At 60.2% G+C, this 13,143-nt stretch carries 14 protein-coding genes; 5 read left to right on the plus strand and 9 right to left on the minus strand.

Annotated features, from left to right (window positions below; all coding sequences use genetic code 11):
• Window positions 1-15: 15 nt before the first annotated feature.
• Together moaB and glp are read left to right on the plus strand one after the other, a co-directional pair.
• Window positions 16-555 (plus strand): molybdenum cofactor biosynthesis protein B, encoded by a 540-nt coding sequence (gene moaB, locus KW841_RS21850; RefSeq protein ID WP_007973474.1) that lies wholly within the window; start codon window positions 16-18, stop codon window positions 553-555.
• A gap of 22 nt (window positions 556-577) precedes the next feature.
• Window positions 578-1,765, plus strand: coding sequence for a gephyrin-like molybdotransferase Glp (gene glp / locus KW841_RS21855; RefSeq protein ID WP_218479749.1), 1,188 nt, complete (start codon window positions 578-580; stop codon window positions 1,763-1,765).
• A gap of 66 nt (window positions 1,766-1,831) precedes the next feature.
• Here the strand turns inward: glp and KW841_RS21860 are convergent, their stop codons facing one another.
• Window positions 1,832-2,086, minus strand: a complete 255-nt coding sequence (locus KW841_RS21860) for a hypothetical protein (RefSeq protein ID WP_256357901.1) — start codon at window positions 2,084-2,086, stop codon at window positions 1,832-1,834.
• A 208-nt stretch (window positions 2,087-2,294) separates the two neighbouring features.
• On the opposite strand from KW841_RS21860, the gene yegS reads away from it, so the two are divergent.
• A complete protein-coding gene (gene yegS / locus KW841_RS21865) occupies window positions 2,295-3,212 on the plus strand; it encodes a lipid kinase YegS (protein WP_218479711.1) in 918 nt (305 codons plus the stop codon).
• Here yegS and KW841_RS21870 read toward each other — a convergent pair.
• The 3 genes from KW841_RS21870 to KW841_RS21880 form a co-directional block, all read right to left on the minus strand.
• On the minus strand, window positions 3,196-3,855 hold the full coding sequence (locus KW841_RS21870; protein WP_033047726.1) for a response regulator transcription factor: 660 nt from the start codon (window positions 3,853-3,855) through the stop codon (window positions 3,196-3,198). The genes yegS and KW841_RS21870 overlap by 17 nt on opposite strands.
• Window positions 3,852-4,745 carry a sensor histidine kinase gene (locus KW841_RS21875; RefSeq protein ID WP_218479751.1) on the minus strand — a complete coding sequence of 298 codons (894 nt, stop codon included), beginning with the start codon at window positions 4,743-4,745 and terminating at the stop codon, window positions 3,852-3,854. The genes KW841_RS21870 and KW841_RS21875 overlap by 4 nt, the downstream gene beginning before the upstream one ends.
• 448 nt (window positions 4,746-5,193) lie before the next feature.
• Entirely contained in the window at window positions 5,194-5,664 is a 471-nt protein-coding gene (locus KW841_RS21880; protein WP_116580094.1) for a hypothetical protein, read from the minus strand.
• A gap of 460 nt (window positions 5,665-6,124) precedes the next feature.
• Between KW841_RS21880 and KW841_RS21885 the strand changes: the two genes are divergently transcribed.
• Window positions 6,125-7,060 (plus strand): chemotaxis protein CheV, encoded by a 936-nt coding sequence (locus tag KW841_RS21885; RefSeq protein ID WP_007973464.1) that lies wholly within the window; start codon window positions 6,125-6,127, stop codon window positions 7,058-7,060.
• Between the two features lie 190 nt (window positions 7,061-7,250).
• Window positions 7,251-8,057, plus strand: coding sequence for an MOSC domain-containing protein (locus KW841_RS21890; protein ID WP_218479712.1), 807 nt, complete (start codon window positions 7,251-7,253; stop codon window positions 8,055-8,057).
• Between the two features lie 86 nt (window positions 8,058-8,143).
• Here the strand turns inward: KW841_RS21890 and KW841_RS21895 are convergent, their stop codons facing one another.
• From KW841_RS21895 to atuD, 5 genes are all read right to left on the minus strand, one after another.
• Window positions 8,144-8,428, minus strand: coding sequence for a pyrimidine/purine nucleoside phosphorylase (locus KW841_RS21895; protein WP_007940055.1), 285 nt, complete (start codon window positions 8,426-8,428; stop codon window positions 8,144-8,146).
• A 69-nt stretch (window positions 8,429-8,497) separates the two neighbouring features.
• On the minus strand, window positions 8,498-9,040 hold the full coding sequence (locus KW841_RS21900; protein WP_102700829.1) for an exonuclease domain-containing protein: 543 nt from the start codon (window positions 9,038-9,040) through the stop codon (window positions 8,498-8,500).
• 70 nt (window positions 9,041-9,110) lie between these two features.
• Window positions 9,111-11,072 carry an acetyl/propionyl/methylcrotonyl-CoA carboxylase subunit alpha gene (locus tag KW841_RS21905; protein WP_218479713.1) on the minus strand — a complete coding sequence of 654 codons (1,962 nt, stop codon included), beginning with the start codon at window positions 11,070-11,072 and terminating at the stop codon, window positions 9,111-9,113.
• A gap of 110 nt (window positions 11,073-11,182) precedes the next feature.
• The gene (locus KW841_RS21910; RefSeq protein WP_218479714.1) at window positions 11,183-11,980 is read right to left on the minus strand and encodes an enoyl-CoA hydratase/isomerase family protein; all 798 of its coding nucleotides are present in this window, start codon (window positions 11,978-11,980) and stop codon (window positions 11,183-11,185) included.
• Window positions 11,977-13,134 carry a citronellyl-CoA dehydrogenase gene (gene atuD, locus KW841_RS21915; RefSeq protein ID WP_007973453.1) on the minus strand — a complete coding sequence of 386 codons (1,158 nt, stop codon included), beginning with the start codon at window positions 13,132-13,134 and terminating at the stop codon, window positions 11,977-11,979. Before atuD ends, KW841_RS21910 begins: the two co-directional genes overlap by 4 nt.
• Between the last annotated feature and the right edge of the window lie 9 nt (window positions 13,135-13,143).

The raw sequence follows: 13,143 nt of genomic DNA on the forward strand, positions 1-13,143 counted from the left end.
CAACTGGACGAGCCTATGAAAGCCAAGGCTGATGTACCTTTCGCACCGCTGAACATTGCAGTGCTGACAGTCAGCGATACCCGCACGCTGGACACCGACACCTCGGGCCAGCTCTTTGTCGACCGCTTGACCGCTGCCGGTCATTACCTGGCAGCCCGGGTGTTGCTCAAAGATGATCTCTACAAAATTCGTGCGCAAGTCGCCAACTGGATTGCCGACGATGTCGTGCAGGTGGTGTTGATCACCGGCGGAACCGGTTTTACCGGGCGTGACAGCACACCGGAAGCCGTCAGCTGCCTGCTGGACAAGCAGGTCGATGGATTCGGTGAGCTGTTCCGCCAGATCTCGGTTGCCGATATCGGCACCTCGACCGTTCAGTCCCGGACGTTGGCCGGTCTGGCCAATGGCACGCTGGTTTGCTGCTTGCCGGGTTCGACCAATGCCGTGCGCACCGGTTGGGACGGCATTCTGGCCGAACAGCTGGATTCGCGACATCGCCCGTGCAATTTCGTGCCTCACCTGAAACAGGCAGCGCCTTGTGAATCCCGTGGGTAAGCCGGGCAAGACCGGCAGCCTGATGCCCGTCGAGGAGGCGTTGGCCCGCTTGCTGGAAATGGCCGAGGCCTCGAGGATTGTCGAGCGTGAACGCTTGCCGTTGGCGCAGGTGCAGGGGCGTGTATTGGCTGAAGACCTGCTGTCGACCCTTGATCTGCCGCCCTGGCCTAACAGTGCCATGGACGGGTATGCCTTGCGCCTGGCTGACTGGACGGGAGAGCCGTTGGTGGTCAGCCAGAAGGTGTTTGCCGGCCAGGCTCCCGATCCGTTGCAGCCAGGAACCTGTGCGCGCATTTTTACCGGCGCGCCTGTTCCCGCTGGTGCCGATTGCGTCGAGATGCAGGAAAACGCCGAGGTCCAGGCGGATGCGCGAGTGCGTTTTACGCAAGCCTTGAGCCAGGGCCAGAACATCCGCCCGCAAGGCCAGGAAACAACCGTCGGCGAGTTGATTCTGCCGGCAGGCACGCGGCTGGGGCCGATCGAGCAAGGATTGGCTGCCTCATTGGGCTGCGCCGAGCTGGAGGTCGTTCGTAAGGTCCGTGTGGCGGTGCTGTCGACTGGCGACGAATTGATTGAACCGGGCCAGCCGCTGGGTCCGGGACAGATCTACAACAGCAACCGGGTGTTGCTGTGCAGCTGGTTGCAGCGCTTGGGCTGTGAGGTCGTCGATGCGGGCATTCTCCCGGACGATCTGCAAACTACTCGTTCCCGATTGGGTGAGTTGAAAGATGTCGACCTGATTCTTTCGACCGGTGGCGTATCGGTGGGAGAAGCTGATTTTCTGGGTATCGCCTTGCGTGAAGAAGGCGAGTTGACGCTATGGAAACTCGCCATCAAGCCCGGCAAACCTCTGACGTTCGGGCATTTCCGCGGTGTACCCGTGATCGGCTTGCCGGGCAATCCGGCATCGACCCTCGTGACCTTTGCCTTGTTGACCAGGCCCTATCTCCTGCGTCGTCAGGGTGTAAAGGACGTCGAGCCGTTGAAGGTGCAGGTGCATGCAGGGTTTGACTGGCCCCAACCTGGCAATCGGCGGGAGTATTTGCGAGGACGGCTGGAAAACGGCAGGGCGACGATCTACAAAAACCAGAGCTCCGGCGTACTGCGCAGCGCTGCCTGGGCTGATGGACTGGTAGAAGTCCTGGAAGGTCGCACGCTGGTTCAGGGCGATAGCGTTTTCTTCATTCCGTTGAGCGAAGTCCTGAGCTGACCGCTTCGGCGGATTAGCCAAGCAAGAGCCCGGTTGATTGAACCGGGTTTTTGCTTGATGGCACATTTAATGTGCCAGGAACAATGAAATGACCTGCTCGAAACGGCTATTGGCGATCCAGCCAAGGAGACCGAGGATCACGACTGTTCCGCAGGCGGAGTAGGCGAGCCTGTGCTTGATGGATTTGACGTCACCGCGGATTTCGTCCAGGTCCCTGCGTATGTGCTTGATGTGTGTTTCCAGCTCGGTGACGCGAGGTTCCATATCATTTTCTCCCGTGGCTTTTGCGCTGGCCGGTGATTCAGGGTTTCGGCCTTGCATGGCACGTCCCTGTGGTGTCCTGCTGAAGCCCCAAGGTCTACCCATTCGGATTTCCGGTCAATTGAGCAGATTCCTCATGTTTTGTAAGAAAAATCCCGCAGTGGGGGTTCAAGTTGCCTGACTGGAAATAATTGGTTTTCTGGCGACCTTTAACGACGCCTGCGCGGTCAACATCTCCCAGATGCCATCCAAATCGGGGAGTGAAGTAATGAGCGATCGCAAGGCACTGTTGATTCTGCATGGCAAACAGGCACTCAACGAGGCGGTTCGCGCCGCCGTCGAAAGCCGGCGTGAGCAAGGCTGGGAGCTGGCTGTTCGATTGACCTGGGAAGCCGGCGATGCGCAGAGGCTGGTGGACGAAGCGTTGGCGGCTGGTTTTCGACAGATCATTGCCGGTGGCGGTGATGGCACCTTGCGCGATATCGCCGAGGCCATGGCGGAGCACTCGAAAAAAGCCAGCCTGGTACTGATGCCGCTGGGCACCGCCAACGATTTTGCGCGTGCAGCGGGCGTACCCCTGCAGCCTGATCAGGCGATGGCGTTGCTTGATACCGCGCCGACCGCCATTGATCTGGGGGAGGTCGACGGGCAGATATTCCTGAACATGGCGACCGGTGGGTTTGGCAGCCATGTCACGGCGAATACCCCGGAGGACTTGAAGAAAATCCTCGGCGGTGCGGCGTACCTGTTCACCGGCCTGTCACGCTTCAATGAGCTGCATACCGCCTACGGTGAGTTGCAGGGACCGGATTTCCACTGGAGCGGCGATCTGCTGGCACTGGGTATCGGCAACGGCCGGCAGGCCGGTGGTGGGCGGGAATTGTGCCCACAGGCCCTGGTCGATGATGGTTTGCTCGACATCAGTATCCTGCCGGCACCGCAGGAGGTGGTCGGTACATTGAAAAACCTGCTGACCGAAGGTTTTGGCATCGACAACATGTTTGTCCGTGCGCGCCTGCCCTGGGTCGAGATCAAGGTTTCGGAAGGGCTGTACATCAACCTGGATGGTGAACCGCTGGAAGGGGACAACCTGCGTTTTTCGGTGCGTCCAGCGGCGTTGCTCGTGCATCTGCCTGAAGATTCGCCGCTGCTAGGGGCCAGTGAAGTGCCTAGTCATCCAGGCTGATGATGTGTTCACGCACGGCGAACAGCACCAGACCGGCCACATCGTAGATCTGCAAACGCTTCATGATCTGCGAGCGGTGGGTTTCTACGGTCTTGACACTCAACCCCAGGCCGTTGGCGATCTCTCGGGTGGATTTGCCGCGAACGATCAACCGCAGGATTTCCAGCTGGCGTGCCGTCAGGTTGTGCGAGTCGGCAGGTTCGGCCTGGTGCTTCTGATTTCGGGTCAGGGCCTGAGTGATCACTGTGTGGGCAATGGCTGGGCTCAGATAGCGCTCGTTGTTGCGCAGGGCGTCCAGCGCGTGTTCGAGTTCGGTCGCCGTGGTGTCCTTGAGCAGGTAGCCGTGGGCGCCGGACTCCAGGGCCTGCATGATGAGCGCCGGGTCGGTGTGCATCGACAGGATCAGGACCTTGCTCTGCGGGCGCACCCGCTTGAGCTGTTGCAAGGCTTCGAGGCCGCCGGTCTGGCGCATCGAAATATCCAGCAGGACAATATCCGGGGACAGATGCCCGACCATTTCGAGCAACTGCGAGCCGTCATTGGCCTCACCGATGACGGCGTAGCCGGGCAGGTCCATTACCAGGGCGCGCACGCCAGCCCTGATCAGCGAGTGGTCATCCACCAGTAGTAAATTACAAGTCAATGCATAACCTTATTCGAACTGGCCCGTTCGAGCGCACGGGGCGCCCAGGGAAATAGAGCTTCGATTTGCGTGCCTTTGCCCGGCTCGCTGATAACGGTCAACGTGCCGCCCAAGTGATCGATCCGTTCCGACATCCCGGCCATACCGCGTTGCCCTTCGCGACCTGGGTCTGTGGCGGGTGCGAAGCCCTGACCATCATCGCTGATCTGTAACCTCAGGCCTTGGGTCTGGCGCTGCAGGCATACCCGCAGGTTTTTGGCCTGGGCATGTCGCAGGATGTTGGTGACCGCTTCCTGGGTAATGCGAAAAGCCGCCACGGCCATTTCCTCCGGTATGCCGGTCAGGCGTTGCTGGCATTCCAGGCTCCAGTGCACCGGGGTGTTGGCCAGGGTCTTGAGCAGGTGTGCCCGCAGACTGGCTTCCAGCCCCAGGCTGGTCAACTGCCGGGGATTGAGAATGGCGGATACGTCACGAACTTTGGCCAGGGTTTCTTCCAGCGTGTCGCAGAGGACCGTGCATTGTCCCTGCAGCTCTTCGGGCATCCGGCGTTTGAGCCAGTCACTTTGCAATTTTGCGGCGGTCAGCAATTGACCGATGTCGTCATGCAGTTCGCGGCTCAGTCGGTGACGCTCGTTTTCCTGGACCTGCAACAGCCGGTCGGCCAGCTCCTGAGGCTGGAATTTGATCGATTTGCGCGAGAGGCAGTACTGCACGGCAACACTGGTCAGCGCTGCAATGTTGAGCACCAGCAATGACAGGGGCAGCGGAATGGACAATCCATGGACCAGCAAACTGCCGAGGGTCGAGCAGGCGCATAGCAACAGCGTGAATCTGCGGGCATTTTCCCGGGAGGGCGGCCACTTGGCGATTGACTTGAGGCTGGCGTACATAGCGGATGGAGCCAATGGATGTTCGCTGCGGGCTGACCGGTCATGCTGGCTGACAGGCCCCTGTTTTTTATGTGGAGCGCCGACGATTTCGACTGCGATCACACAGCCATTAATTGGCGTCAACTAACAGGCGGCATAGTAGCACTTAAGATACCGTTGGTCGCGTCCGTATACATGTCCGAAAAGTCAGGAATCCAGTCGTTTAGAAGATGCTTCCATAATGGGGCAAGTTGGCTGTTGCCGCGGCAAAATGCCGATAGCCCCGGGGAGTTGCTGTTGATACCAGGCAATACCTGATCAAGGCGGGTGCGCAATTGTCGATGGACAATAATGATTGTTTTAAAAATGTCGCTTATAGCTATGAAATATTCATTTGCGACATATGCGCACTCAAGTAACAGTGCGGTACTGATAACCAAACCACGCCATACTGCATAGTTGGATCAGTTCAAGCCCGTCGTTCCGAATAGGGCACGAGGGTCAGCGGCCTGGAATTGACCGGTGGCTGAAACCGGCTTTGCCCAACCTGGAAGGCAAAGGCTTCGATAAGGGTGACCTGCTCGCTGTCATCGAGGCTGAGCTGCCCGGTGGTCTGGTCGATGAGTTCGAGTTGCCAGGCAATCAGGGTCAGACAGTCTTTCAGGGCGCTCAGTGCCTCGTCGTGCAGGCTCATGGTGTGCTGTGCGTGGTTCAGCAATCCATGAATATGCAGCGAAAACTCAGACACGGCCGCCAACGCCAGGGCATCGGCCTTGTTGGCCAGCTTGAGCAGCGTGCTGAGCATGCAGTCGATGGCGTCTTTGTCATTGCTGATCAACTGCAGATGGCTCAGGCATTCCTCGGTCTTGGCCAGGAGTGTTTCAGCCTCGACGAGAAACTCCGGGAGCCGCTGGGCCCACTCTTTACGGTCGTTCGGCATACTTATCTCCACAACGTCATGTCAAATGAGGGGATAGCGTGTGTGTCGACGAGGGCGTTCGGAACCCCGGCATTGCCGAGTCGTCGGGTGAACGAACGGCGGCCGGCCCGGAGACAGGCTGGGAAACCGAGAGGGTGGTTGGCCACTGGCTTGCGATCGCACACAAAAGCCTGACTCCGTTCATGCAATGAGAATGGCGTCACATTAATGGCTATTGGATATTGCGAATATCAGGTTGCACCTGATTGTTGATAGGGGAATCCCTTACGCAGCGGAACCTTTCGCAAGAACCTGGGTCGCGGCGCAGAAGTGCAGCAGATGTAATCACATCGCCAGTAAAGCATGATGTTAATGTGACATCAATGCCTGTGCGTGGCATTTTAGAGAGGGTCAAGCTTCGGCGAAAACAGCCGATAGCCTTCTCTAAGTGAATTCATCCGAACAAGACCAGGAGTCATTGATGGCCGGCATTCTCGACACGGTAGACCAACGCACGCAACTGGTGGGTGAGAATCGCCTGGAAATTCTCATGTTCCGGCTCGCCGGACGGCAATTGTTCGCGATCAACGTCTTTAAAGTACAGGAAGTCCTGCAGCTGCCAAAGCTGACGCTGATGCCGCAGCGCCATCCTTTTGTCTGCGGCGTGGTCAACCTGCGCGGCCAGACCCTGCCGGTGATCGACCTGTCCCAGGCCATTGGCATGCGCCCGCTGGTGCCGGGGCCTGGCAGCACGATTATCGTCACCGAATACAACCGTTCGGTTCAGGCCTTCCTGGTCGGTGGCGTGGACCGGATCGTCAACATGAACTGGGAAGCCATCCTGCCGCCACCGAGCAGTGCCGGTCGCCAGCATTACCTGACCGCCATCAGCAAGGTCGATGATCAACTGGTGGAAATCATCGACGTCGAAAAGGTCCTGGCCGAAATCGTCCCGTACAACGCCAAGGTCTCCCGTGACAAGCTCGAAGATCCGGTGCTGGAACGCGCCCGTGGCCGTGAGGTGCTGCTGGTGGATGACTCGAACGTGGCCTTGGCGCAATTGCGCGATACCCTGGGACAGTTGGGCGTGAAGATGCACATCGCCAGCGACGGATTGAAGGCTTTGAACATGCTCAAGGCCTGGGCCGACACCGGCGTGGACATGACCGAAAAACTGCTGATGGTCTTCACCGACGCGGAAATGCCGGAAATGGATGGCTATCGCCTGACCACCGAAATTCGCAACGATCCGCGTCTGCGTGGCTTATACGTGGTGCTGCACACCTCTTTGTCCGGCAGCTTCAACGATTCGATGGTGAAAAAGGTCGGCTGCGACAATTTCCTCTCCAAATTCCAGCCGGACAAACTCGTCGACGTGGTACGTCAGCGCCTGATGCTTGACGAAGTACCGGCCTGAGCGGGGCCTGCACAACCTGTGGGAGCGGGCTTGCTCGCGAAAGCGGAGTTACAGTTGGCATAGTGATCGACTGACACTCCGCCTTCGCGAGCAAGCCCGCTCCCACAGGGTTTGTGGTGTTTGGTTGTCAGTCTTTGATTCGATCTTCAAGCTCGTATAGTGTGGCGTTTTGCCTGACAGGGAGCTGGCCATGTTGCGTCTGAGCGCGCTATATCGTTATCCATTGAAGTCCGCCAGGGGCGAGACGCTGCAACAGATCGGTCTCGATAAACTCGGTCTGGACGGCGATCGCCGTTGGATGCTGGTGGATGAAGCCAGCGGTCGTTTCCTGACCCAGCGTGCGGTGGCGCAGATGAGCCAGTTGTCGGCGTTGTGGAATGCCGAAGGCGGCTTGACCCTCAGTGCGCCTGGTCATTCGCCGATCGACGTAACCTTGCCCGGTCGTGATGCAGAACTGCGTGGCGTGACGATCTGGCGCGATACCTTGCGGGTCCCCGATGCAGGCGATGCAGCCGGAGCCTGGGTCAGCCAGTTCATTGGTAAACCGACACGTCTGGTGCAAGTGCCGCTGGATCGGGCGCGGATGACGGAGGCGGGCTACGGCAAGGATGACGACCAGGTGGCGTTCGCCGATGGCTATCCGCTGTTGCTGATTGGGCAGGCCTCCCTCGAGGACTTGTCGAAACGGGTCGGGCGTCCGCTGGAGATGCTGCGGTTCCGGCCCAACCTGGTGATCGAAGGCAGTGAAGCCTTCGCCGAGGACGGCTGGAAGCGTATCCGCATCGGCGATGTCGAGTTCCGCGTGGTCAAGTCCTGCTCACGCTGCATCCTGACCACCATCGACCCGCAAACCGGCGAGCGCAGCGACGACCGCGAACCCCTGGCAACCCTGCAGAAATACCGTTCGCAGGCGGACGGCGCGATGTTTGGCCAGAACCTGGTCAACGACGGCAACGGTCGACTCGAAGTCGGCATGCCGGTGGAGATCCTCGAATAATTTTGCGCAGAACAAAAAAAATGCCCGTGTCGAAAAACACGGGCATTTTTATTGCGCTGACCTTTATTTCGGCAAAGCCTGGGGGTTTAGCCGCGGTATTCACACAGGTAAGCGGTGTCGACGGCGACTTTCAGCTGGAACTTGCTGTTGGCCGGCACGTTGAACTGGCTGCCGGCGGCGAAGGTTTCCCAGTCGCTGCTGTCTGGCAGTTTGACGGTCAATGCGCCGCTGACCACGTGCATGATTTCACGCTGGCTGGTGCCGAATTCGTATTCGCCCGGAGCCATGACGCCGATGGTCGCTGGACCTTCTGCGGTGCCAAAGGCGATCGACTTGACGGTGCCGTCGAAGTACTCGTTGACTTTAAACATGGGCGATTCCTCGAAAAGGGCTAAAAAGGGCCGGCCAGTATGCACAAGGCCCCGGGTGTCGTCACCTGTCTAAAGCGGAAGAACCAGTGGCAGCAGGCGTGCGGTATTGCGCGCATCTTCCAGCGCCCGGTGTTGCTGGCCGGTGAACTGCAGGCCGGCCAGTTGCAGGGCGCCGTTGAGCCCCAGTGGGCGTTCCAGGCGCCTGGCCTTGGCAAAGCGCTGTTTGAGGTTCATGTGGGGCACGTTGGCCAGCACACTGGCGAGGCCCATTTGCTGCCAATCCTGAAGCAGTTGTTTGCGATCGTAGTCGCCCCAACTGGCCCAGCCTTCAAGTCGCGTGTGGTGGTGGCCGAGCCAGCGTTCAAACGCCGGCCAGACTTCGCCCAGCGGTTGCGCGGCATCGATGTTGGCTTGGGTGATGTGCGTCAGCTCGCGGCAAAACGGCGTCAGCAACGGCCGCCGCAAGGGGCGGACGAAGCGCTGGAATTGGTCCAGTTCGCGTCCCTTGCGGTCCACCAGGGTGGCGCCGATTTCAATGATTTCCATATCTGTTACGGGCCATCCACCCTCATCGGTGGTGGCCTCCAGATCAATGACCAGCCAATGAGGCATTGCAGGGTTCCTGGTATCCGCGTCCTGTAGGGTTTGAGCGTAGCCAAACCCGGCGGTTCCGCCTAGCGCCTTATTCGACCTCCAACAGTATCTGCCGGTTTTTCACCTGATCCCCGACTTTGACCTGCAAGCGTTTCAGGACACCGTCGATGCCTGATTTCAAGGGGTGCTCCATTTTCATCGCTTCCAGTACCACCAGCAGCTGGCCCTTGGTGACCGGGCTGCCCTCATTGACCAGGACGTCGACAATCGCACCGTCCATCGGGGCCTTAAGGGTGCCGGAACTGACACTGGCCAGGCTGGAAACCTGCGCCTGAGTGCGGTCGGAAAACTGCAAGCTGCCTGGCCGGCTGAACAGCCAGAGTTGCCCTGCCTCCAGGCGATAGGCGTGGCGCTGGCGGATGCCATCGATTTCGAGGGTGGCCTGGCGCCCGTCGCAGTGGAGGACCTTCAGCTCGAGGCAGCGTTCGGCGACCTGAATGCGCAATGGTTCACCCGGGATTGCCTGCAATGTCACCACCCAGTCCTGATCCTCAAGGCCGATGCGATAGTGCAGGGGCACACTGGCATTGTTGCGCCAACCGCCCAGCGGGGCGGGATGAGCCTGTGCCGACGCCTGGTAGAAGAGGGCGGTTGCGATGGCCAGGTGGTGCGCGCCCGGAGCATGGGGCTTCAGGCAGGCATGGTCGGCAAAGTGCTGGGCGATGAACCCGGTACTGAAGTCACCGCTGGCGAACTGCGGGTGCTCCAGGAGGCTTTCGAGCAAACGCTGATTGCTTTTCACCCCCAGCAGCACGCTGTCCTGTACCGCCCGCAGCAATTTGCGCCGGGCCTCCTCGCGGGTGGCGCCGTGGGCGATGAGCTTGCCGAGCATCGGGTCGTAGAAGGGACTGATAAGCTGACCTTCGATCAGGCCGTGGTCGATCCGCACGCCGTCCTGCAATCCCGGTTCCCAGGCCACGACGCGACCGGTTTGCGGCAGGAAACCCTGGGCCGGGTCTTCGGCATACAGGCGCACTTCCATGGCGTGACCCGTGAGTTGCACCTGCTCCTGGCGCAAGGGCAGCGGTTGCCCTTCGGCGATGTTGAGTTGCCAGGCCACCAGGTCCAGCCCGGTGATCAATTCGGTCACCGGGTGCTCGACTTGCAGTCGGGTGTTCATCTCCAGGAAATAGAACTGCCCGCGGGCATCCAGCAGAAACTCCACGGTGCCCGCGCCGACGTAATGCACCGCCAGGCCGGCCTTGAGCGCTGCTTCGCCCATGGCCTGCCGCAGTTCAGTCGTCATCACCGGGCAGGGCGCTTCCTCGATGACTTTCTGGTGCCGGCGCTGCACCGAACAATCGCGCTCGCCGAGGTAAATCAGGTTGCCATGCCGGTCACCGAACAGCTGAATCTCGACATGACGGGGTTCGATCAGTGCCTGTTCGAGAATCAGTTCGTCGCTGCCAAATCCGTTCAGGGCTTCGGAGCGCGCAGTGCGAATCTGTTCCAGCAGGTTGCCTGCTTCGTGCACCAGGCGCATGCCGCGTCCACCGCCACCCGCGCTGGCCTTGATCATCAACGGATAGCCGATGCGCGCGGCTTCGCGGCTCAGGGTGGCGTCGTCCTGTTCGGCGCCTTGATAGCCTTTGATGCAGGGCACACCGGCTTCGATCATGGCGATTTTCGACAGGCGCTTGCTGCCCATCAGTTCGATGGCCTCGGGGCTGGGGCCGATGAAGGTGATGCCGGCATCCTGGCAGGCGCGGGCAAACCCGGCGTTTTCCGAGAGGAAACCGTAGCCCGGATGGATCGCATCCGCGCCCGTACGCCGGGCGGCGTCGAGGATGGCCGGGATGTTCAGGTAAGACTGTTGCACCGCGGCCGGACCGATGTTGACTGCCTCGTCGGCCATCTGCACGTGCAATGCATCGGCGTCGGCATCGCTGAACACGGCAACCGTGCGATAGCCCAGCGCCTGGGCTGTGCGCTGGATGCGACAGGCGATTTCACCGCGGTTGGCGATGAGGATTTTTTTCAGTCCGGGCATGGGTTGGCTCTCTGGATTTTGCGGTGTTTGTTCGGGCCTCTTCGCGAGCAAGCCCGCTCCCACATTTGAAATGCATTCCAGTGTGGGAGCTGGCTTGCCAGCGAAGCTTTTCAGGAGGCCCAGCCCGGTTTGCGTTTTTGCACGAAGGCCATCGTTCCCTCGACGCCTTCTGCCCCGGTCACCGCTTCGCTGAACCATTCGGCAGCCTGATCAAGCAACTCATCCGACGGCTGACCAGCACTCGCCAGCAAGAGTTTCTTGGTCGCCGCATTCGCCCCTGGCGCACAACACAAGACATGGGCCAACACCTCATCGAGACGCTCGGCCAGGGCCTGCGGATCATGTTCGACAAAATGCACCAGCCCCATGCGCCGTGCCTGGTGGCCATCAAACCGGGCCGCGGTCAGGGCCAGTCGCCGGGTCTCGGTCAGGCCGATGCGCTGAACCACGAACGGTGCGATTTGCGCGGGCAGCAGACCCAGGCTGGTTTCCGGCAGGCCGAATTGCGCCTGATGATCAGCCAGGGCGATATCGCTGACGCAGGCCAGGCCGAGACCTCCGCCGAGTACCGCGCCTTGCAGCACCGTGATCACCACTTGCGGTGCGTGTTGCACCTCTTGCAGCAGCGCGCCGAACACCCGGTTCAGGTCCCGATGCGCAGTTGGGCCCTGAGCGCGGGCGTTGGCCATGTCCTTGATGTCGCCGCCAGCACAGAAGTGCCCGCCGACGCCACCGATCACCAGTGCGCGTACCCCTGGTTTATCGCGTACCGTCGCCAGCACCGCGCGCAACTCGGCGACCATCTGCAAGCTCATCGCATTGCGGCATTCCGGGCGGTTGAGGGTGACGTGCAACACGCCGTTGTGCAGTTCCAGCAACAAGGTCTGGCAAACCGGCAGGTTGTTCATTTCTTTTTCCCCGGCAGGATGCCCATCAACTTGCAGATGATCCCCAGCATGATTTCGTCGGCGCCGCCGCCAATCGACACCAGCCGCACATCGCGGTAAGCACGGGCCACCGGGTTGTCCCACATGAAGCCCATGCCACCCCAATATTGCAGGCAGCTGTCGCTGACTTCGCGGCCCAGCCGCCCGGCCTTGAGCTTGGCCATCGAGGCCAGGCGCGTGACGTCCTGGCCTTTGACGTATTGCTCGGTGGCCTGATAGACCAGCGCCCGCAGGCATTCGATTTCGGTTTGCAGTTCTGCGAGACGGAAGTGGATGACCTGATTGTCGATCAGCGCATTGCCGAAGGTTTTACGTTCCTTGCAGTATTCGATGGTGCTGTCGACGCAATATTCCAGGCCCTTGATCATGTTGGCCGCGCCGAACAGACGCTCCTCCTGGAACTGCAGCATCTGCATCATGAACCCCGCGCCCTCATGGCCGATGCGGTTGCGCTGCGGTACGCGCACGTTGTCGAAAAACACCTGGGCGGTTTCCGAACTGCGCATGCCGAGCTTGTCCAGGTGCGAGCTCAAGCTGATGCCCGGCGTCTTCATCGGCACCATGATCAGCGACTTGTTGATGTGCGGCTTGTCGTCCGACGTATTGGCCAGCAGGCAGATGAAGTCGGCGCTCGGCGAGTTGGTGATCCACATCTTGCTGCCGTTGATCACGTAATCGTCGCCGTCCTTGCGCGCCGTGGTTTTCAACCCGGCGACGTCAGAGCCGGCACCGACTTCGGAAACACCGATGCAGCCGACCTGCTCGCCGCTGATGGCCGGGCGCAGGAATTCCTCGCGCAATTCATCGGAGCCGAAACGGGCCAGTGCCGGCGTGCACATGTCGGTCTGCACGCCGATGGACATCGGGATGCCGCCGCAATGTATGGTGCCGAATTCTTCGGCGGCGACGATCGAATAGCTGTAGTCGAGCCCCATGCCGCCGAATTTTTCCGGTTTGGATATCCCCAGCAAGCCGAGATCACCAGCCTTGCGGAAGATGTCGTGGATGGGGAAGCGCCCGGCCTTTTCCCATTCCTCGACATGCGGGTTGATCTCGTGCTCGACGAATTGGCGTACGGTGCGGCGCAGTGCTTCGTGTTCCTGGGTGAAGATCATTTTTATTGT

This window comes from Pseudomonas sp. PDM28 (assembly GCF_019219115.1).
Lineage (GTDB): Bacteria > Pseudomonadota > Gammaproteobacteria > Pseudomonadales > Pseudomonadaceae > Aquipseudomonas > Aquipseudomonas laurylsulfatiphila.